This is a genomic window from Rhodopseudomonas boonkerdii (genome assembly GCF_021184025.1).
GTDB lineage: Bacteria > Pseudomonadota > Alphaproteobacteria > Rhizobiales > Xanthobacteraceae > Tardiphaga > Tardiphaga boonkerdii.
Genome location: NZ_CP036537.1, coordinates 2,916,670 through 2,935,187 on the forward strand (window position 1 = coordinate 2,916,670; position 18,518 = coordinate 2,935,187).

Genomic DNA, 18,518 nt, shown 5'->3' on the forward strand with positions numbered 1-18,518 from the left:
ACTGCCAGGAGCCGCGAAGATCCGACACATCTGATGCCGGGTTCGCGCAAGGGGCAGGTGGACATCGTGCGCGAAAATACCTTTCATAAGCGCTTGGCCCGTTGGGCCTGGAATGGCACCGCTAGCCTGCGATATTCCTCCATGGGTGGGGATTTTGCGGCGACGACCGCCTCCGCGGCTTTTGCACTTGCCTTGGTTGCGCTTTTCACAACGTCGCAGACCGTGCATGCCCAAGCGATTGATCAGCAGAATACGGGCGGCACCAATAGTGATGCCACGACGATCAATGTGCCGGTTGGCAATCTGGCGGTCGTTCCAGCTCCTCCCGGCGTCTCTGGCGTCTTTCTGAAGGCTACCGGAGGTGGCGGAGACGGTGGCACGGACGGCGCATTGGGGATCGGTAGCACCAGCGGAGACGGGGGCGGCGGCGGCGGCAATCCCGGCGGCGGTGTTTTCTTTAGTTCGACAGGTACTGTCACGATCCAGACGAGCGGCGCTTCTGCCTACGGCATTAGCGCGATCAGCCAGGGTGGCGGTGGTGGCGGCGGTGGGGATGCCTATCTGGCTGGTAGTGCGGGCGATGGTGGCAATGGTGGCGTCGGACGTACGGCCAGCGTGACGAATAGCGGTTCCGGCTCGATTTCGACGAACGGAAACACTGCGCACGGCATCTATGTGCTGAGCGTCGGCGGACACGGCGGAACGGGCGGCGATGTCGATGTCAGTCTGGGTGGCGGCGGCGGCACCGGCGGCAATGGTGGCAGTCCGGGAAATGTCCTGGTCGACAATCGCCTCGATATTACCACGAATGGCGCCGGATCGGCCGGCATCTGGGCGCAGACGATCGGCGGTCGAGGTGGTGACGGTGGTGCTGCCCAAGCCTGTATTTTCTGCTCCGGCGGACGCGGCGCATCGGCGGGTGTCGGCGGCTCGGTCAATGTCGTCAACAACAGTGCCATTCGCACGATGTTGGACAACTCTTTCGGCATTTTCGCGCAATCGATCGGCGGTTATTCGGGCAACGGTGGCGGGTCTTATGGCCTCTTGTCCTTTGCTGGCGACGCATCGAGCGGCGGTAATGGCGGAACCGTCGATGTGCGGACTGATGGTGGCTCCATCCATACGTCGGGTGTCGGCTCGACGGCTATCTTCGCACAGAGTGGCGGTGGCGGCGGCGGCGCTGGTGGAACGGGGGCCGGTTTGATCGGTTTCGGCGGCGGCGGAGGAACGGCTGGGACCGGCGAGGCGGTAACAGTCGTCAATCGCGCAACGTTGACCGTGGACGGCAATCTCTCCAGCGGCATCTTTGCGCAGTCATATGGCGGCGGCGGCGGCACGGCTGGTGTCGGTGCGGGATTGGTCGGCATCGGCGGCAGCGGCGGCGGCGGCGGTGCTGGCGGCGATGTGCGCGTGGAGAATTATGCGCAGATCAATGTGGGTGGTTCTGGCGCGTTAGGCTCCGGAAGCGCTGCAGGTATCTATGCGCAATCGGTCGGTGGTGGCGGTGGCAGCGGCGGTCTCGGTGCCGGGCTTGTCGGCGTGGGCGGCAGCGGTGGCGGGGCCGGCAATGGCGGCGCTGTCACCGTGATCAATGGTGGCGATATCCTCCACGCGGTTTGCGCCAACTGCGTGCAGGCTCCGACCATCTTCGCGCAGTCGGTGGGCGGTGGCGGCGGCGACGGCGGATCGTCGGGGGGGCTGATTGCCGTCGGTGGTCGCGGTGGTGCAGGTGGCGACGGCGGCAAGGTTGCGGTCACTAACAATGGCAATCTGACTGCTTATGGCGATTACTCCTCCGGCCTTTTCGCCCAGTCGGTTGGCGGCGGCGGCGGCAATGGCGGCTCCTCTTACGGCATCGGCGTCTTCGCCAGTGTCGCGGTCGGTGGTACGGGTGGCGCGGGCGGTAACGGTGGTCAAGTCTGCGTCAATGCGAATGCGGGCTGCGACGGGATCGATCCGGCCCTTGCAGCTAAGACGATTATGACGCAGGGCTTCAAGTCCGCTGGCATCTTCGCGCAATCGGTTGGTGGAGGCGGTGGCAATGGCGGCGCCGCGATCTCTGTCTCGGCGGCCATCTTCGGCGGCGCCTCGGTCGGTGTCGGCGGCGACGGTTCGAATGGCGGCATCGCAAAAGATGTCTTCGTGGGCTCGGCCGGCTCCATCAGCACCGCGGGCGCCTATTCAGCCGGTATTCTGGCTGAATCGGTCGGTGGCGGCGGTGGCAGTGGCGGTTATGCCATTTCAGTATCTGCAGGACCGGCCTATGGCGCGCTCGCTTTCTCGCTGGGGGGCTCCGGCGGCGCCGGCAACATTGCCGGCAATGTGACCGTCGATAGCAGGAGCAACATCACGACCAATGGCGTGTTCTCGGCCGGCATCCAGGCGAGCGCGATCGGCGGCGGTGGCGGCGACGGCGGTTTCAGTATTTCGACGGCGGCTGCTTTAGCTGGCCTGTCGCTCGGAATCGGTGGCGGCTCGGGCGGCGGTGCCGATGGCGGCGTGGTCAATGTCACGAGCATCGGCAATATCACGACTGGTACGCAGGCTGGCGGCGGACTCGCCAGCGCGAATTCGGCCGGTATTTTCGCTCAGTCGATCGGTGGCTCCGGCGGTACTGGCGGCTTTGCCATCGCGGCCAGCGGCGGCGTCTATGGCAATGTCAGTGTTGGCGTTGGTGGCGATGGTGGCAAAGGCGGCAACGGTCTGGCAGTCACGGTCCACAACAACGACAATGCGAGCACCAACAACAAAGTCACGACCTGGGGTGATTTGTCCGACGGCATCTTCGCGCAGTCGATCGGTGGATCGGGCGGCAATGGCGGATTTTCCGTCGCCGCCGGCGGCGCTCTCTATGGCTCGGTCAATCTGAGCTTCGGTGGCGCGGGCAATGGCGGCGGCAATGGCGGCGTTGTCGATGTGACCAGCTATGGTGCGATCGAAACGCACGGTGCGAAAGCGAACGGCATTTTCGCGCAGTCGGTGGGCGGCGGCGGCGGCAATGGCGGTTTCTCGGCCGCGGCGGGTGGTGCGCAATATGGCGCTGTCTCGCTATCCCTAGGCGGTGCGGGCGCGCAAGGCGGAGACGGCAACAATGTCACCGTGCGGAACAATGGCGCCATTCAGACCGGCGGCCTGCAATCGAACGGCATATTGGCGCAATCGGTGGGCGGCGGCGGCGGCAATGGCGGCCTCGCATTGGGGCTGGGTGGTTCCGAATACGCATCGCTGGCGCTGGCATTCGGAGGCACGGGCGCCAATGGTGGTATCGGTCAGGCCGTGCGCGTGGATTCCGCGGGAGCCATCGCCACAGGCTCCGATCAGTCGAATGGCATTCTTGCGCAGTCGATCGGCGGCGCCGGCGGCAATGGGGGCGCTGCGGTCGCCGGCACGCTGACCATCGACAGTGGTATCGGCGTGTCGATGGCTGTTGGCGGCAAGGCCGGCGACGGCGCCAAAGGTGGCGATGTCCATGTCGGTACCACAGCCGATGTGACCACGGCCGGCCTGGGCTCTAATGGCATTCTTGCGCAGTCGATCGGCGGCTCGGGTGGCAATGGCGGTTTGTCCGGTGCAATCAGCGTCTCCGCAGCGGGCGGCGCGGCGTTCACCGGCTCGACCGGAGGCAATGCAGGCATCGGCAACACGGCCGGCAAAGTCGAGGTCATCACCAACAACAATATCACCACTACCGGCGGATCGAATGCGAACGGCATCTACGCACAATCGGTTGGCGGCGGCGGCGGCAATGGCGGCTTCTCGCTGCTGCTTGCAGCAAGCTATGATGGAACATCCGGCCCAACACCGAAGACTGTTGGCGGCGCTGGCGGCGTCGGTGGCACCGGCAATGTCGTCAATGTGCAATCGACCGGCACGGTCGAGACACGCGGATCGGTCTCTAACGGCATTTTTGCGCAATCCGTCGGCGGTGGCGGTGGTCGCGGCGGCTTCTCGATCGGAGCTAGCCTTTCCTATGGCGGTGCGACCGAGGTGAACAGCGTGGGAGGCGCTGGTGGCACGGGCAATACGGCAGCGCAGGTGAGCGTCGTTGCTGCAGCTTCTGCCTCGTCGTCGATCGCCAATACGTCGGTCAAGACACAAGGCGATGGCTCGGTCGGCATTCTCGCTCAATCGATCGGTGGCGGTGGCGGCCAGGGCGGCTTCTCCATCGCAGGAAGTTTCAATGCCGGTGGCAATGCCAACGCCAATTCGGTTGGTGGTTCGGGCGGGACCGGTGGCGATTCACTGAACGGCTGTACCGCCGGCGGCCTCAACTGCCAGCTTGGCGATGCCGGCTATGTCGCGGCCGTGCAGGTCACCAACACCGGCAATATACGGACAGCCGGCCGCAATGCGTCGGGCATCCAGGCGCAGTCTATCGGCGGCGGTGGCGGCGACGGAGGTTTCTCGATCGGTGTGTCGGGCACCGTTTCGGACAGCACGGCAAAACTGCAGACGGTGGGCGGCTCAGGCGGCGCAGCCGGTAAGGGCTCTGACGTCATCGTGCTCAACAACGCGTTCGCAAATGCGACGAATGCCATCACGACGGCGCAAGATCTATCTTATGGCATCCTGGCGCAATCTGTCGGCGGCGGCGGCGGCAATGGCGGCTTTGCGATTTCCGGCTCTCTCTCGACCGGTGGTGGCGCGGAAGCCAATGCGACCGGCGGCCAGGGATCGGGCGGTGGCAATGCGGGGCGCGTGACTGTCACGAGCGGAGGCGGCATCTTCACCGGCACGCCGATTCTCGCCGGTAGCGTGGTCGTCGGTGCGACCGGTGGTCAGGGCTCTATCGGCATTCTTGCACAGTCCATCGGCGGCGGCGGCGGCAGCGGTGGCTTCGCGGGTGGTCTTTCGCTCGGCATAGGCGGAGATGCCGCGACCAACACCACGGGCGGCAATGGATCGGTTGGTGGGGATGGCGGCATCGTCACGGTCAATACGCTGGCGGGCGCCGTGATCCAGACTTTCGGTGACAATGCTACGGGCATCCTGGCGCAGTCGGTCGGCGGCGGTGGCGGCAATGGTGGTTTCTCCATCGGTGCCAGCTTCAACAATTCCGACGGCAAGAGTGCGGCCAATACTATTGGTGGTCGGGGCGGCGCCGGAGGTGCCGGTCTGGCGGTCACCGTCAATAACCAGGCTTCGATCCAGACCTTCGGTCTGGCGTCGGACGGCATCATTGCGCAATCCATCGGCGGCGGCGGCGGCAATGGCGGTTTTGCCATCAGTGGATCGGTGTCGCTCGGCGGTGATGCGACCAATAATACGATTGGTGGCTCCGGCGGCGGCGGCGGCAATGCCGGCACCGTGGATGTCGTCAATAGCGGTGCCATTCAGGTCGCACGTGCCGGTACGATCGGCATTCTCGCCCAGTCGGTGGGTGGTGGCGGCGGCAATGGCGGCTTCTCGGGCGGCGTCGCCTTCACGAATAGCGGCGACGCAAAGAACACGGTCGGTGGTACTGGCACTGGCGTCGGTGGTCTCGCTGGGAATGCCGACAAGGTGACCGTGACCAATAGCGGTGCCATTACGGCTGGCGGCGATAAGGGCATCGGCATCATGGCGCAGTCGGTGGGGGGCGGCGGCGGCAATGGCGGCTTCGCGATCACCGCCGGTGGCTCGACATCTGCCGCATCTGTCTCGGATTCGGTCGGCGGCTCCGGCGGTGCCGGTGGCACCGGCGGGCAAGTCGTGGTGGTCAACAACACTGGCGGTACGCTCACGACCAACGGCGCCATGGCCTATGGCATTGTCGCGCAATCGGTGGGCGGCGGCGGCGGCAATGGCGGTTTCTCGACCAATGCCAACTTCTCGCTCGGCGGCGATGCCACATCGAAGGTCGGCGGCGGTGCGGGCGGCGGAGGCGGATCGTCGAGCACGGTCAATGTCGACAACTATGATGTCGTCCACACCAAGGGTGTGCAGAGCACGGGCATCCTGGCGCAATCCATCGGCGGTGGCGGAGGCTCCGGCGGCTTTGCAGGTGCATTGACCTTCTCAAGCGGCGGTTCGGTCAATAATCAGGTCGGCGGTGGCAGCGGTGGCACCGGCAGCTCGGCCGACAGCGTGACGGTGTTCAACCACGCGGGCGCGGCGATCGTGACCGATTTGAACAACTCTGTCGGCATCCTTGCCCAGGCGATCGGCGGCGGTGGCGGATCGGGTGCCTTCACATTGTCGGGTGCGGTGACGACCAATGGCGATGGCTATTCACAGTCGGTTGGTGGCAATGGCGGTGCGGGTGGCTCGGCGGCGTTCAACGCCGCGAATGTCGCGATCCTCGTCAGTGTTCAGAACGACGGCATCGTCACCACCAAGGGCAGGAATAGCATCGGTATCCTGGCGCAATCGATCGGCGGCGGTGGCGGCAATGCGGGTGTAACGGTCTCCGGTGCCTATTCGAGCTCGGGTGGCGCATCGACCACGGTCGGTGCCACCGGTGGCGGCGGCGGCGATGCCGGCGCGGTCAAGGTCATCAATAACGGCACCATCAATGTCCAGGGTGCGAACTCCATCGGCATCTATGCGCAATCGGTGGGTGGTGGCGGCGGCAACGCCGGCTTCACCGGCAACCTGAACTTCACCGACAGCACCAAGAAACAGGAGACCAAGGTCGGTTCGCAGCTCGGCGCTGCGGGCGGCAATGGTGGCGACGTCACGGTTATCTCGACCGGTTCGATCAATACCACCGGCACGAATTCGATTGCTGTCTTTGCGCAATCGATCGGCGGCGGCGGCGGCAACAATGCGCTCGCCATCGACGCGCAGACCGGTTCTGTCAGCACATCTTCGATCGATATCGGCAGTTTCTTCACATCGGCGCCGTCGGGTTCGAAGGGGAACGTCATCGTCGATCTCAGCGGCGGCACGGTGTCATCCTCGGGCGATCTCGCTTACGGTATTCTTGCGCAGGCAATCGGCGCCGGCGGTGGCAATGGCGCGGTGGTGGTGCCGGATCCACTCACCGTCGGTGCCGGCGGTTTGACCATCGGCCTGGGTTCGCTGGGCGCGATCGGCGACGGCAGCCCGTTGACGGCGACCAATGCCAACGCCATCACAACGACCGGTGTCGGCGCGGCCGGCTATATCGGCCAATCGATCGGTGGCGGCGGCGGCATGGGCTCCGCCACAGGTGATCTGACCTTCACCGCGACAGGCCCGTTGACGCTCACGTTGGGCGGCTCGGCCGGCAGCGGTTCGGGTGGAACGACGCGAGTCACCAATACGGCGGCATCGATTACGACGGGCAATGGACCTGCTATTGCCAGCGGCGACGGCGCGGTCGCGTTGATCGCTCAATCGATCGGTGGCGGCGGCGGCGGTTCGATCGGCGCCTTCGGCGTCGTCACCGGCACAGCCGGGCCCGTTCAAATCACGCTCGGCGGCGCGGAAACCGGAACCAATAATGGCGGTGAACTCGCGCTCAAGAGCGGCAATCTGATTACGACCTATGGCCGCTTTGCTGCCGGTCTCGTCGGTCAGACGATTGGCGGCGGCGGCGGCTATGGATCGGTCACTGCTGCAGAAGGTATCTCGGCTGCAGGCGTTCAATTCCAACTCGGCTCCACAGGCGGGACCGGCGGTGCGGCCGATCCGTCTCAACTATCGAACGTCGTGATCGGTGCTGGAACAATCACCACCAATGGCAAGATTTCGGACGGTGTCGTCGCGCAGGCCATCGGCGGCGGCGGCGGTCTTGCCGGCTTTGTCAGCGACGGTGGCCAATTGCCGCCGCTCGCATCCAGTACGCTCGGTGCATTGGCCGGTGGCGGCGACGGCGCGACGATCAATGTGAGCAATGCCAGTGCGATTGTCACAAAAGCGTCCGGCTCGATCGGCGCCATCGTGCAGTCGATCGGCGGCGGTGGCGGCACGGCGCAGGCTTATGGCGTATCCAACAGTGCCGCGGCAGTGACGCTTGGCGCTGCGGCCGGAGCTGGCGGGGCAGCCGGCAGCGTCAATTTCCAGACCTCCGGAGGCGTCACGACGAACGGCGTCAATGCGCATGGCATCGTCGCGCAATCGATCGGCGGCGGCGGCGGCCTGTTCCAGGCCTTCGACAACGCAGGAAACGCAGTGGTACCGACGGTTGTCGGATCGCCAGCCTCGAGCGGCAATGGCGGCGCGGTCAATGTGAAGGTCGATGCTGGCGCCGATATCCGAACCACCGGAGACGGCGCCTACGGCATCATCGCACAATCGATCGGCGGTGGGGGTGGTCTCGTTGGTGGCGGCGCCTTCGTCAACACATTGGGGCAGGCAGGACCTTTCGCCGGCAGTGCAGGCGGCGCCGGCGTCGCCGGCACTGTCGCTGTCAATGTTCAATCGAATGTCGTGGTGACCGGCACGGGCTCGACAGCGATCTACGGACAATCCACCGGTGCAGCAGGGGGCGGCGCCAATATCGACGTCACCCTCGGCAATGCCACGCTCGGCACCAACCAGCTGGTGATCGGCGGCGCCAACGGTGCGACCACGACCAATGCGGTGCGATTTGCCGGCGGTGCTGCCAACACGCTGACCACTTACGCTTCGCTGGCGACCATGGCTGGCATCAACGGCACAGCTGTCACGGGCGGCATCGGCAATGAAGCCATCACCAGTTACGGACATATCGTCGGGTCGATTGATCTCGGCAGTGGAACCAACACGCTCAACAACAAGGCCTACAACAACAATCCCTCATTGTTTGCCGGTGTGTTCGACGCCGGCCCGACCATCAACCTCAATGGCCCCGCAGCCGGCAATGTCATGACCAATGACGGACTGTTCTCACCCGGCGCGTTGTCGCGGGTCATGACCACCAATCTGAATGGCAATTTCGTGCAAAGCGCATCCGGTTCTTGCGGCACGTTCGGCCAAGCCACCAGTACTTGCGGTTACTATGCGGTGGATCTGGATTTGAAGAGCCTAACGGCCGATCGGCTGAATGTGACGGGAACTGCCAATGTCTCTGGCGCGGTGGTCGTCAATATCGGCAATCCCGCCGATGCCACCCCTGGCACAGCCACGGCGACGATCATCTCGGCGAACCAGGGTGCATCGCATTCTAATCTTGTCCTGCAAGCCTATCAAACCGCAGTGGCGACCTATTCGCTAATTTATCCTAACCCGAACGACATCAATCTGAGATATGCGATCGATTTCTCACCAACCGGCCTGACGTCGAACCAGCACGCAGTGGGCGACGCGATCAACGCGATTCAGACCGCACATGTGGCATCGTTCAAATCCATCGCTGCGGCGATTTTCTACCAGCCGACCGTCGAACAGCTGGGTATCGTGTATAATTCGCTTTCGGGCGAAGGCGTTGCCGCCGTCGAACAGACCGCGATCTCCGGGAACGAGATGTTCCATACCTCGATCCTGAACCAGGCACGGTTCTGGCTCTTCGACAATGAACGGTATGACGCCAACAGCATCGCTTACTATGACGGCGCCCCGCTGGGTTATGCAGCTGATCGCCGCAATACATTCCCGAGCTACACAAAGGCGGCGAATCCCGTAGCCCCGCCCTCGCACACCTGGCGGCTCTGGACCAATTTCAATGGCGGTAATTGGCGTTATTCCGGCAACCCGAATACCGGGTCAGCGGATAGCGCGTCCATCAGCAGCGGTGTGACCAGCGGCCTGGACTATCAGATCAACAGCAGCTGGATGATGGGTCTTGCCGTCGGATACGGAAAGGCATGGGTCAGGGTTTCGGATCGCGCGACGACGGCAACCGTGGAAGGGACGCACGTGGCAGCCTACACCGCGACGCGGGGCACGAATGCGTATGCCATAGCTTCGCTAGGGTTTGACTATTTCACCAATCGCGAGGACCGCAGTGCCGTCATCTCCGGCACTGTCTTGCCGCCCTTGTTCGGAACCCCGATCCCGTCGGTTGCCGGCTTCTCGGAGCGGCTGTCGGCGGATTTCAAGAGCTATTCCATCAGTGGCCTGTTCGAAACTGGATACAAATATCGGTTCGGCCCCTACAATGTGACGCCGCTGGCGGGTCTGAATTTCACGTCGCTCTGGATGAATGGCTTCACCGAAAGCAACAACGGCGCACCGAGTGTCATCGGGCTTTCCTTTGCCAATCGTAACGTCAGCGCCGTTCCCGCCTATCTCGGTGTGCAACTCGACGGCAAGCAGGAATTCACCAATGGTGGCTCGCTTTATGGCTGGGTTCGCGCCGCATGGGTCCATGACTTCCTGCCCCATCGAACCGTCAACCCATCTTTCATCTCGGCGCCGGGCTTCGGATTCGTGGTCGAAGGTGCCCAGGCTCCGAGCGATCTGGCGCGTATCAGTGCTGGTGGCAAGATTGGTCTGGATAGCAATGTTTCGGTGTCGTTTGACCTTCGTGCGGACCTGTATCGTACCCCCAGCTATTCTGGCTGGACCGGCGTTCATATTGCGTGGTGATAGCTAGTTACTTCGCAGTCTGGACCGGATGGCGGGAAGGGGCGATGCGTGGCTGCAGATATTGCAGTGCGGCTCAATCGCACGCTGGTTGGCGCACTAACCCGGCATGTCGGCAGATTCAGACACGCCGTCGGCAGCAAGGCACTCGGGATGGATCCCGAAGCAATCCATAGTACGCACGATCATCGTGGGTGCAGCACCGACCTCGGCCATTCGAATGGCGTGTGTCGCCTCGAGGTTCACGATGCTCGCAGCCTTCAAGTCGATCAGGTAGAGTCGTCGGCGTAGGCAAAGAAGGTGCGGCCTTTCTGAGCCCGGTCGGATCGAGAAACGAACTTCGTCACCGTCTCGCTCGCCGCCCGCCCCGGGCCACTTCGCCGGTGCGTCAACGTACTCGCGGACCGACCGTCGCGTCCGAGCGAGCGCCTCCCGATCATGGTCGTCGGTCCCCGCAGCGAAGTGCTGCTCGTTAGCATTGGCAGCGATCAGGCAAGAATCGACGGCGAAGGTCGCGCAATCGGTTCGTTCTTTTGTTCGGAATGGTCACCAAATGGCGCTCCCTAGCGGAATCGAACCGCTCTCTCCACCGTGAAAGGGTGGCGTCCTAACCGATAGACGAAGGGAGCAAAAACGTCGGAATCGCCAGAATCCGCATTCGGACGAGGCGACCGGCATTTCGCACGGTTAGTAAAATGGCTGAAACATCAGTGCTTTATGACCGGTTCGCCAGATTCTGCGCCGGTCGGAAACAAATCAGTCCGGCGTCAGTGGGCGAACGTATAGTGGCCTTTGACGGGGTCGGCAAGTCATCTGATACGGCAATTTGCAAGATCGTCATTTTTGGGGATATCGGCTTCGGCGGCACTGAGATTGCAAAGTTGAAGGTGGGTCGCAACGCTTCCTCAAGCCTGTTGCTCTACTGTCAGGCGGGGGCGCGGAGATCACAATGGCAGTGACGAAAAAGCGCGATGTCCGGCGGTCGGTTCATCAGGCCGGCTGGATCACGCTGGATGGCGGCTTCGCCGCGCGTCCGTGCAACGTTCTGGACCTGTCGTCCAGTGGAGCGAAGCTGGTCGTGGAAGATCCGACCGCGATCGGCCACAAGATGCGGCTGGCCTTTTCACGCGATGCCCGCACCGGGCGCAATTGCGAAGTGGTGTGGCGGCGCGGCAAGATCTTCGGGGTCCGCTTCCTCGGTTAACTGCCATGCATCTGGAAATCATCGTCCCACTGCTGATGGGGTGCGCGCTGCTCTGGTGGATCGGCCGGGGCATGGGTTGGACCACGCGTCTGATGGTGATCGCCATCACGCTGGTCGTTATCGTCGGAATTCTGCTGGTCGAGCGTGCGATCCGATAAGCGTATCAGCTCAGCGGCGGGGAAACCCAGGTGATGAAACCTGGACGCTGCGAGACGGTGCCGTACCAGCGTTGGAGATGTGCGAGGTCAGGACGCGCAACGCCTTCGACACCGAACCAGCGTCGTGCATAACAGCCGATGACGAGATCGGCGAGGCTGAAAGCATCACCTTCGAGATAATCGCGTCCGACGAGTTGGGCGTCGATCATCGCCCAGAGCTTGCCGTTCTCGTCGGCTGTCTTCTGCAGCGCCGCCATGTCGCGCTGCGCCGGCGGCGTGCGTACGAGACCCCAGAACAACGGTCGCTCGGCCGGCTGCAGGGTACTCAATACCCAATCGAGCCAACGCTCGATACCGGCGCGAATCCTCGGATTGGCCGGATAGAGCTTTGCATCTCTGTCGAAAGTGAGGGCGAGATAACGGACGATGGCATTGGACTCCCACAGCGCGAAATCATCGTGCCGGAGCGTTGGCACGCGTCCATTCGGGTTCATCGCCAGATAGTCGGCCTCGGTGTTGCGGCCATATTGCATGCCGGCGTCGATGCGCTCGAAAGCAAGATCGAGTTCGTGAAAGCACCACAGAACCTTCTGCACATTGACGGAGTTGGCACGACCCCAGAGCTGCAATGACGGGGAGGGTAAGCGGGACACGGTGCGTTTCCTTGCGATTTCGTGCGCGGATGTAACCGGTGTTCCCGTGCGCTCGCAAGCGCGGCCTGCTCGCGGCTGGTATGAAAGATCGGAGGAATCAAACGGGCTCCGCGCTTGCGGAGCCCGTTCCGTCTTCAGTTGTTTTAATTCCGAGAATGGCAGGTCTTACCGGCCGAAGAACAACCACAACAAGATAATCACCGGAATCGGTACACCCAGAATCCAAAGCAGAAGTCCTCGTGCCATTGCTCAGCCTCCGTTCAATTCAATCTCACATCCACAACGTCAGCGATGATGCAGAGTTCCGGCGTTGCTAAGCGGATCGCGTGTTAATCGATCACCAGTGGCCGATATTCGGCATCGAACTCCATGGCTCCTGGGGCGGCAGCGCGGCACCCTTCTGAAGAATTTCGATGGAGTGCAGATCGGGTGAGCGAACGAAGGCCATCTGACCGTCGCGCGGCGGACGATTGATGGTGATGCCGAGCTTCATCAGGCGATCGCAGGTGGCATAGATGTCATCCACTTCATAAGCGAGATGGCCAAAATAGCGATCTTCGCCGTAAGCTTCTTCGTCCCAATTGTAGGTAAGCTCGACCAGCGGAGCGCCGCGGCCGGTCTGGCCAGACAGTGCTGGCACATCCTCGTCGGCTGCAAGGAAAACCAGCGTGAATTTGGCCTTGTCGTTGTCGACGCGGCGAACCTCCTTGAGGCCGAGCGCATCGGCATAGAATTTAAGGGCGACATCGAGATTGCGGACTCGAAGCATGGTGTGCAGAAAGCGCATGGGACGATCTCCATGGGGAAGGCAGGTGCGAAGCCGACCGGCTACGGTGGCATCCCCATAGCAGTTTAATGCGGTGAGCGGCAGTGGTCAGGCAATGACATCGACGATGGCAGGGGGGGCGATTTCACGTTTGTGCCAGACGATGAAATCCTTGCGCGGGCTGTGCCACATATACTCGTCGCCCCTCGCTGTGAGGTGAGACAGCGCCGTCGAATGAGCTTGGTCCTCACTTGCAGCCTCGACGATCACCTCGGTCGATTCCTCGACGGAGCGTACAACCACCACACTGTAGAATCTTCTAATCATGGCGGGACAACCGGCGATGTCGCGAGGCGTTCCAGTTATGCGCGCATTCATGCTGCGGCTCGCTGAAAGTGTAGTAAGGCGATCCAGCGGTCGTTCGGAAGGTTGCTTGAACGATCGATGTTAAGACCCGGGAATGGCTTCGGTAGAATGCGATGGAGCGAAAATCGGTGTCAGTTACGTTAAGAATGAAGTGTCGTTGCGGATAAGAAGGTGTCGGTTATGAATGGTCCAAGGCGAGGATCAAATCATGTCCGCTTGTTTTCACAGTGCCGACAAGCCTACCTACCGGCGCGTTATGCTGGTCGGATTTATGTGTTGCGCCCTGTTTGTCGCAATCAGCTTTCTCTCCCGACAGGAGGCCCAGACTGACTATGTGCTGGTGAAAGCTGACAAGTTGGTTCGCACCGCGGGGCAGCATGTGAAAGCCAACTGACGGCGCGGCTTCGGACGTCGGTTCCATCAAGGTTGTCGCTCAGATTTCGAGATCGAGTGCAACCGTGCGTTCTGTGGGTAGCTCGCCATCGCGCGATGGCGCCTGGTATGCCTTGCGCGCCTGCAACTGGTCCCACGCGCCTTTGCTCAGACGCAGTTCTCCGTAAGGCGGCGGGTTGGGCTGCAGGTTGACGGTCGGCACGGAAAGGGCGCGTATGGTCATGAGTGATCAACGCGAAAAGACATGACCTGTTCGGCAGCGCCGCCAATCGTGGTTAACTGTTTCCTGACATACACGCGTGGTTGGGAACAGGGCCAGCGCCCCGAAGAGCGCTGTTGGGCGTTCAGATCCCAAAAGGCACGCCATAATAATCATTGATCGATCGCGTCCGCGAGGCATCGGACCAATTCCAGTCTTTCTCATCCCCGTATCTGGGAGCGCGCTCCAGCTGCTGCTGTGTAATGCCCGTCCGATAGCCGCCGAGGTCGATATCGTATTTAAGCGATTGCCAGGGCAGCGGATAGTGATCGTCGCCAATACCCATGAAGCCGCCGAAGGACAGGACAGCATAGGAAACGCGACCGCTTTTCTTATCGATCATCACCCTTTCAATCGAGCCGATCTTCCGGTCTTCGGCGCCGAATACGGCAGTGCCTTCGACCTTGTCGCTGCCGATGAGATTGCCTTGCTCGCTTGCTTCCAATGCCATGGTCCCTCTCCGTGTTGGTTGTCGAGCCAACATGCGATCCTTCGAAACGTTCCCAAGATCAGCGGCGCGCGACGAGACGGAGCCGAGGTTTCAGCGACGCGCTCAGCTCTTCATTGAGCTTCTGCACACGCGGATCGCGCGAGCGAGCGGCGCAGGCCGCAAACTGATTGACGGAGCGTATGAGGGCCGTGCGTTCTTCGCACGTGCGCGTCACGTCTGGATCCGAGAGACGCAGAACCACGCCTCCAAGACCGACCAGCAATTCGTCGAGCGCCTTATCGATCCTGGCGATCTGTTCCATCATCGGCGTTGCTCCATTGTTCGATGCTGCGCATCGATGACGGTGCGCCATCATCGACGATGTGACTGAAGGGGAAGCGTCGGCATGAGGGACCGTTCCGAATAGCGGTAGCCTATGGTGAATGGTGGATTAAACGCATCGGCGCGTCATTGACGTGGGATCGAGCTGCGGCTTGCTGCACGCGGACGCGATATCGCGTGCGAACAGGGAGCGATATCGCAGAAGCATGCCAAGAACGTGCGTGTTGAACCTGCGGCGCTGCTGAAACCAACGAAAAGCATGCGCGTTATCCGCGCAGTGAACACGGGAGAACATCTCATGAAAAAGGTAGCAGTTGTCTTTGCCTCCGTTGTCGCGCTCGGCGCGGTGGCGGGGAGCGCTCCGGCGGAAGCACATGGCTGGCGTCATGGTTGGGGCCCGGGCCCGGCGATCGGCTTCGGACTTGCGGCGGGCGCGCTCGCCGCGGGCGTTGCAGGGGCATATGGCCCTTACTACGGCCCCCGCTATTATTATGGCGGGCCGGGCTATGGCTATTACGGTCCGCGATATCGTCCTGCCTATTACGGCGGCTATGGCTATTATGGCCCGCGTTATGGATATGGCGGTCCGCGTTACTATCGGGCCTACGGGTACTGGTAAGGCTTTTGGAGCCTGAGCAAAAGGAAAGCCCGAAGCAGCTTGCGCTTCGGGCTTTCGCGTGAATCGCTAAGTGGGAACTAGCGGCCTACGGCATTCCGTTTCGGATGCGGTGTGACAAACTCGTTCCATTCTGTGGCGCGAACCTTCTCTATTACCGCATCGTAATAGCCTTCGCGCTCACGCTGGAGCTTGGCTTGTTTCTCGCGAAACTGGAGGACGCGCTTCTCGATGTCGGCGCGCGCCGAGGACATTGGGTCTTCCTTCATTTTCTTCTTTCTTTTGTTGTCATTCCGCCGTCGTGGGGGGTGGCACGTTTCCCGGCCGATTGTGGCGTCATTACAGCGGCCTCGGGGGATATCCAGCTCGAGTTCGGCCGATAAAAGACCCTCTAAACCCTCCGCTCCCGAAAAGGTTCCCACAAACCGGCTCTCAGGTGATAAATCGAGGGCGTCATGTTGCGCGGCTATAACAGCTGCCGCGGCCCGTGATGTCGCCGGGGCCTAGTGGGAGGGCAGATGAGCAAGCAGGCAATGCGCGAGGAGGCTGAGCGTCTGATCCGCGAGTCGCTGGAACGCAAAGCGGTTGTCGTGAAGCAAGGCAATACCCGCATTCTATCGACTTGCGGCAAATGTGGCGCCGCTAACAAGGTGTCAGCCCCCAAAGGGGTAACGCGGGTCGGATTCGCCTGCAAGGAGTGTGGTCACCAGCAAGTCACGTTATGAGTGTAGAGCACGGACGGCGTGAGATTTGCTTGGCATTGGCGAAGTCCGGGATCAAGATCGTGCCAATGGCAGGGAACTGCCTATTGAAAAACGATGACAGGGTGTGAAACCTTAACCCTTGGACTGGTATCGGGTGCTGGTGGGTTTGGGGACGACAATGCGTTTTCGCGTATCGAGTACTGTGGGGCTCCTGGTTCTGGCTGGCGTCACGCCGGCTGCTGCGCAATCAATCCGGACGTCGGAACCGCTGGTTCTGGCACCCTATGAGAGCGCGCTTGTTTACGACGGCTCCTGTTCGGCCGGAAAGGTGCTGAAGGTGACCGGTGCGATCCGGGGACTGCGGCGCAAAAAGGCCTGCATCGCCATTGGCGAGGCTCAGGCCTCACTCGGAGCCGCCATTCAGTAGGCCTTCGGCGTTAATCTTTTATTAGGCAGATTCAGCGCGCGGTCTGCAAGCGGCGGGAGAGATGATAAACTCTCGCCATGATCAACCTTGCACCAGTCTCTGCGGTTCTGGCATCGGAAACATCGCGCAGCGTCCGGCCGCCTGCGGTTATCGACGGCAGTGACGATACCCAGCGAAATTACTGGGCGTATCGGTTGGGTATTTCTTCGGCGGATCTCAATGCCGCCATCGAAGCCGTCGGTCCTTCGGTCGCGGCTGTCCGCCGTCACCTTGGCAAATAGCCTGATCGTCCCCTGGCGTCGATGCGCACCGGCCCATTTAAGGTGTAACCCCGCGAGGAAGGGCAGGCCGAGAGGAACGGTGCCTGGGATTTTCCGGGCGTCATAATCTCCCGGAATCGGGATCGTTCTGCAGCGATGCGCGAATACGTGTCTGCACACTGATATAATAGGCCTCGCGCTCGCGATTGAGCGTCCCTTGTCGCGCCCTGAAGATTGCGACGCGCTGCGCGATGTCGGACCGGTCGGACGCGGCGGAATATCGGGGCGTATGCTTGGGCAGATCAGCACTAATATCGGTCGGCACAGGGATATTCCCGACATCGTCGCCAGACGACGTTATCGCAGCAACCGGTCCATCGGCCCCTTTCGGTGCTGCGTTGATATCGAGGGTAGGCGAGAGGGATGCGCCGTCGATCTCTGTCGAGGCTTTTGCCGATACCAGCCCGAGCTTGCTTGCCGCCGCCGGATGCGCGGTAGCCACCTGCTGAACAAATGCCAGCGCTTGTGCAACCAACCGGTCACGTTCTTCTTTCCAGGATGCCATGACGCGCTCCCTAGCTTCGAGCATTGTCGTGGCACCTCCGAAAGATCGTCAACCTTACCGGGGTGCCGGTCAACTCCGTGGATGAATGATAGTCGGTCCTTGCGGCTCAATAGCGATGCCGATAGTCCAGAAGGTCAAGGGAGATTGCCATGACCAAGTTTGATCTGGACTCACTGAGCATCGAGGAACTCGCCGCGTTGCGTGACCACGCAACGGAAAAGCTCGCAGAGAAAGTCGCCGCGCGTCAGGCCGAGCTCGAAGCGGAACTCGAAAAGCTGGCGCAGTATGGCAAGGTCGCCAAGAAATCGCCGGCGACGCCTGTTGCGAAACCCAGAAGGGAGGAAGCCAAGGCGGAGTCATCGCCAGCGGATGTGTCGCGCGCCGCTTGACGCCGACGGTGCCGCGGGATTTCTGGTTGCGGGAGTCGTTGTGACTCGTGGAGCAATCATATAGCGGTGCTCGGACACCGCAAAGGTGTGATTCGTTGTTTCAAACGCCCATGCCCCGGCGCGCGTTTTGTGCGTCACCAAGAGGAGCATGCATATATTATCCCGGAGTGCGCAATGCCGCCGCCCGATTTGAAATCTTTGTCCGTTCCCGAACTGCTGGCGCTGCGGGACGATATTGACAAGCAGCTCATGGTTCACCGGGCCGAGTTACAGGCGCAGCTGGCCCAGATCGGTAATGTGAACGGCAAGGGCGGTCCGATACGCGGCGTCAAGATCGCTCCAAAGTATCGACACCCTCAAACAGGCGAGACTTGGACGGGCCGAGGTGGTGTCGCCGGGTGGCTGGCCAGGGAAATCGCGGCCGGTCACAAACGCGAAGACTTCCTCATCGAAAAGCCAAGCCGCAACAGAGCGAGCAACGGGCGCAGCAAAGATAAGTGAGCGCAGCGTTATGATGAAGGCGCGGGTGGTACCGAATGGCCGTCTGCGGCATTGTCTATCCGCGTTCAGTTCGGG

19 protein-coding genes and 1 tRNA gene are annotated in these 18,518 nt (G+C 61.8%); 11 read left to right on the plus strand and 9 right to left on the minus strand.

The annotated features are described in order from the left end of the window. The first annotated feature begins 141 nt into the window (after positions 1-141). Positions 142-10,413 (plus strand): hypothetical protein, encoded by a 10,272-nt coding sequence (locus tag E0H22_RS13495; RefSeq protein ID WP_233021535.1) that lies wholly within the window; start codon positions 142-144, stop codon positions 10,411-10,413. Between the two features lie 551 nt (positions 10,414-10,964). On the opposite strand, the gene E0H22_RS13505 is transcribed toward E0H22_RS13495, so the two are convergent. Beyond that, positions 10,965-11,039: transfer RNA gene (locus E0H22_RS13505), tRNA-Glu, on the minus strand. A gap of 66 nt (positions 11,040-11,105) precedes the next feature. Here E0H22_RS13505 and E0H22_RS13510 point away from each other — a divergent pair. From E0H22_RS13510 to E0H22_RS13520, 3 genes are read left to right on the plus strand one after another with little or no spacing between them, the layout of a single operon-like run. Then, the gene (locus E0H22_RS13510; protein WP_233021536.1) at positions 11,106-11,369 is read left to right on the plus strand and encodes a hypothetical protein; all 264 of its coding nucleotides are present in this window, start codon (positions 11,106-11,108) and stop codon (positions 11,367-11,369) included. Then, positions 11,360-11,614 carry a PilZ domain-containing protein gene (locus E0H22_RS13515; protein WP_233021537.1) on the plus strand — a complete coding sequence of 85 codons (255 nt, stop codon included), beginning with the start codon at positions 11,360-11,362 and terminating at the stop codon, positions 11,612-11,614. Before E0H22_RS13510 ends, E0H22_RS13515 begins: the two co-directional genes overlap by 10 nt. Positions 11,615-11,619: 5 nt before the next feature. Beyond that, positions 11,620-11,772 (plus strand): hypothetical protein, encoded by a 153-nt coding sequence (locus E0H22_RS13520; RefSeq protein ID WP_233021538.1) that lies wholly within the window; start codon positions 11,620-11,622, stop codon positions 11,770-11,772. Positions 11,773-11,777: 5 nt separating this feature from the next. Here E0H22_RS13520 and E0H22_RS13525 read toward each other — a convergent pair whose 3' ends face one another. The 3 genes from E0H22_RS13525 to E0H22_RS13535 all read right to left on the minus strand — a co-directional run bounded on the left by E0H22_RS13525 (position 11,778) and on the right by E0H22_RS13535 (position 13,518). Continuing rightward, a complete protein-coding gene (locus E0H22_RS13525) occupies positions 11,778-12,425 on the minus strand; it encodes a glutathione S-transferase family protein (protein WP_233021539.1) in 648 nt (215 codons plus the stop codon). A gap of 337 nt (positions 12,426-12,762) precedes the next feature. Continuing rightward, positions 12,763-13,212, minus strand: a complete 450-nt coding sequence (locus E0H22_RS13530) for a VOC family protein (RefSeq protein ID WP_233021540.1) — start codon at positions 13,210-13,212, stop codon at positions 12,763-12,765. 87 nt (positions 13,213-13,299) lie between these two features. Beyond that, positions 13,300-13,518, minus strand: a complete 219-nt coding sequence (locus E0H22_RS13535) for a hypothetical protein (RefSeq protein ID WP_233021541.1) — start codon at positions 13,516-13,518, stop codon at positions 13,300-13,302. A 247-nt stretch (positions 13,519-13,765) separates the two neighbouring features. On the opposite strand from E0H22_RS13535, the gene E0H22_RS13540 reads away from it, so the two are divergent. After that, positions 13,766-13,951 carry a hypothetical protein gene (locus E0H22_RS13540; protein WP_233021542.1) on the plus strand — a complete coding sequence of 62 codons (186 nt, stop codon included), beginning with the start codon at positions 13,766-13,768 and terminating at the stop codon, positions 13,949-13,951. Between the two features lie 39 nt (positions 13,952-13,990). Here the strand turns inward: E0H22_RS13540 and E0H22_RS13545 are convergent, their stop codons facing one another. The 3 genes from E0H22_RS13545 to E0H22_RS13555 all read right to left on the minus strand — a co-directional run bounded on the left by E0H22_RS13545 (position 13,991) and on the right by E0H22_RS13555 (position 14,964). Continuing rightward, entirely contained in the window at positions 13,991-14,173 is a 183-nt protein-coding gene (locus tag E0H22_RS13545; RefSeq protein WP_233021543.1) for a hypothetical protein, read from the minus strand. A 121-nt stretch (positions 14,174-14,294) separates the two neighbouring features. Further along, positions 14,295-14,660: a PRC-barrel domain-containing protein gene (locus E0H22_RS13550; RefSeq protein WP_233021544.1), complete on the minus strand. Its 366-nt coding sequence runs from the start codon at positions 14,658-14,660 to the stop codon at positions 14,295-14,297. A gap of 58 nt (positions 14,661-14,718) precedes the next feature. After that, positions 14,719-14,964, minus strand: a complete 246-nt coding sequence (locus E0H22_RS13555; protein WP_347340791.1) for a hypothetical protein — start codon at positions 14,962-14,964, stop codon at positions 14,719-14,721. Positions 14,965-15,279: 315 nt separating this feature from the next. Between E0H22_RS13555 and E0H22_RS13560 the strand changes: the two genes are divergently transcribed. Next, the gene (locus E0H22_RS13560) at positions 15,280-15,600 is read left to right on the plus strand and encodes a hypothetical protein (protein ID WP_233021545.1); all 321 of its coding nucleotides are present in this window, start codon (positions 15,280-15,282) and stop codon (positions 15,598-15,600) included. A gap of 77 nt (positions 15,601-15,677) precedes the next feature. Here E0H22_RS13560 and E0H22_RS13565 read toward each other — a convergent pair whose 3' ends face one another. Continuing rightward, positions 15,678-15,851 (minus strand): hypothetical protein, encoded by a 174-nt coding sequence (locus E0H22_RS13565; protein WP_233021546.1) that lies wholly within the window; start codon positions 15,849-15,851, stop codon positions 15,678-15,680. Positions 15,852-16,115: 264 nt separating this feature from the next. Between E0H22_RS13565 and E0H22_RS13570 the strand changes: the two genes are divergently transcribed. From E0H22_RS13570 to E0H22_RS13580, 3 genes are all read left to right on the plus strand, one after another. Continuing rightward, positions 16,116-16,322, plus strand: coding sequence for a hypothetical protein (locus E0H22_RS13570; RefSeq protein ID WP_233021547.1), 207 nt, complete (start codon positions 16,116-16,118; stop codon positions 16,320-16,322). Positions 16,323-16,479: 157 nt separating this feature from the next. Next, complete coding sequence (locus E0H22_RS13575) at positions 16,480-16,728, plus strand: DUF6719 family protein (RefSeq protein ID WP_233021548.1); 249 nt, start codon at positions 16,480-16,482, stop codon at positions 16,726-16,728. A 77-nt stretch (positions 16,729-16,805) separates the two neighbouring features. Then, positions 16,806-17,009 (plus strand): DUF3606 domain-containing protein, encoded by a 204-nt coding sequence (locus tag E0H22_RS13580; RefSeq protein WP_233021549.1) that lies wholly within the window; start codon positions 16,806-16,808, stop codon positions 17,007-17,009. Between the two features lie 100 nt (positions 17,010-17,109). On the opposite strand, the gene E0H22_RS13585 is transcribed toward E0H22_RS13580, so the two are convergent. Next, on the minus strand, positions 17,110-17,553 hold the full coding sequence (locus E0H22_RS13585) for a hypothetical protein (protein WP_233021550.1): 444 nt from the start codon (positions 17,551-17,553) through the stop codon (positions 17,110-17,112). Positions 17,554-17,702: 149 nt separating this feature from the next. Here E0H22_RS13585 and E0H22_RS13590 point away from each other — a divergent pair, with 149 nt between their 5' ends. Continuing rightward, positions 17,703-17,942, plus strand: coding sequence for a hypothetical protein (locus E0H22_RS13590; RefSeq protein WP_233021551.1), 240 nt, complete (start codon positions 17,703-17,705; stop codon positions 17,940-17,942). A 174-nt stretch (positions 17,943-18,116) separates the two neighbouring features. Continuing rightward, positions 18,117-18,443, plus strand: coding sequence for an H-NS histone family protein (locus tag E0H22_RS13595; RefSeq protein ID WP_233021552.1), 327 nt, complete (start codon positions 18,117-18,119; stop codon positions 18,441-18,443). Positions 18,444-18,518: the final 75 nt, after the last annotated feature.

Coding starts and splice junctions, on each gene's coding strand:
- E0H22_RS13515 (WP_233021537.1), top strand. CDS start 11,360: ATGGCAGTGACGAAAAAGCGCGATGTCCGGCGGTCGGTTCATCAGGCC.
- E0H22_RS13570 (WP_233021547.1), top strand. CDS start 16,116: ATGAGCAAGCAGGCAATGCGCGAGGAGGCTGAGCGTCTGATCCGCGAG.
- E0H22_RS13580 (WP_233021549.1), top strand. CDS start 16,806: ATGATCAACCTTGCACCAGTCTCTGCGGTTCTGGCATCGGAAACATCG.
- E0H22_RS13585 (WP_233021550.1), bottom strand. CDS start 17,553: ATGGCATCCTGGAAAGAAGAACGTGACCGGTTGGTTGCACAAGCGCTG.
- E0H22_RS13510 (WP_233021536.1), top strand. CDS start 11,106: ATGGCTGAAACATCAGTGCTTTATGACCGGTTCGCCAGATTCTGCGCC.
- E0H22_RS13560 (WP_233021545.1), top strand. CDS start 15,280: ATGAAAAAGGTAGCAGTTGTCTTTGCCTCCGTTGTCGCGCTCGGCGCG.
- E0H22_RS13495 (WP_233021535.1), top strand. CDS start 142: ATGGGTGGGGATTTTGCGGCGACGACCGCCTCCGCGGCTTTTGCACTT.
- E0H22_RS13535 (WP_233021541.1), bottom strand. CDS start 13,518: ATGATTAGAAGATTCTACAGTGTGGTGGTTGTACGCTCCGTCGAGGAA.
- E0H22_RS13595 (WP_233021552.1), top strand. CDS start 18,117: ATGCCGCCGCCCGATTTGAAATCTTTGTCCGTTCCCGAACTGCTGGCG.
- E0H22_RS13550 (WP_233021544.1), bottom strand. CDS start 14,660: ATGGCATTGGAAGCAAGCGAGCAAGGCAATCTCATCGGCAGCGACAAG.
- E0H22_RS13590 (WP_233021551.1), top strand. CDS start 17,703: ATGACCAAGTTTGATCTGGACTCACTGAGCATCGAGGAACTCGCCGCG.
- E0H22_RS13575 (WP_233021548.1), top strand. CDS start 16,480: ATGCGTTTTCGCGTATCGAGTACTGTGGGGCTCCTGGTTCTGGCTGGC.
- E0H22_RS13555 (WP_347340791.1), bottom strand. CDS start 14,964: ATGATGGAACAGATCGCCAGGATCGATAAGGCGCTCGACGAATTGCTG.
- E0H22_RS13530 (WP_233021540.1), bottom strand. CDS start 13,212: ATGCGCTTTCTGCACACCATGCTTCGAGTCCGCAATCTCGATGTCGCC.
- E0H22_RS13545 (WP_233021543.1), bottom strand. CDS start 14,173: ATGACCATACGCGCCCTTTCCGTGCCGACCGTCAACCTGCAGCCCAAC.
- E0H22_RS13565 (WP_233021546.1), bottom strand. CDS start 15,851: ATGTCCTCGGCGCGCGCCGACATCGAGAAGCGCGTCCTCCAGTTTCGC.
- E0H22_RS13520 (WP_233021538.1), top strand. CDS start 11,620: ATGCATCTGGAAATCATCGTCCCACTGCTGATGGGGTGCGCGCTGCTC.
- E0H22_RS13540 (WP_233021542.1), top strand. CDS start 13,766: ATGTCCGCTTGTTTTCACAGTGCCGACAAGCCTACCTACCGGCGCGTT.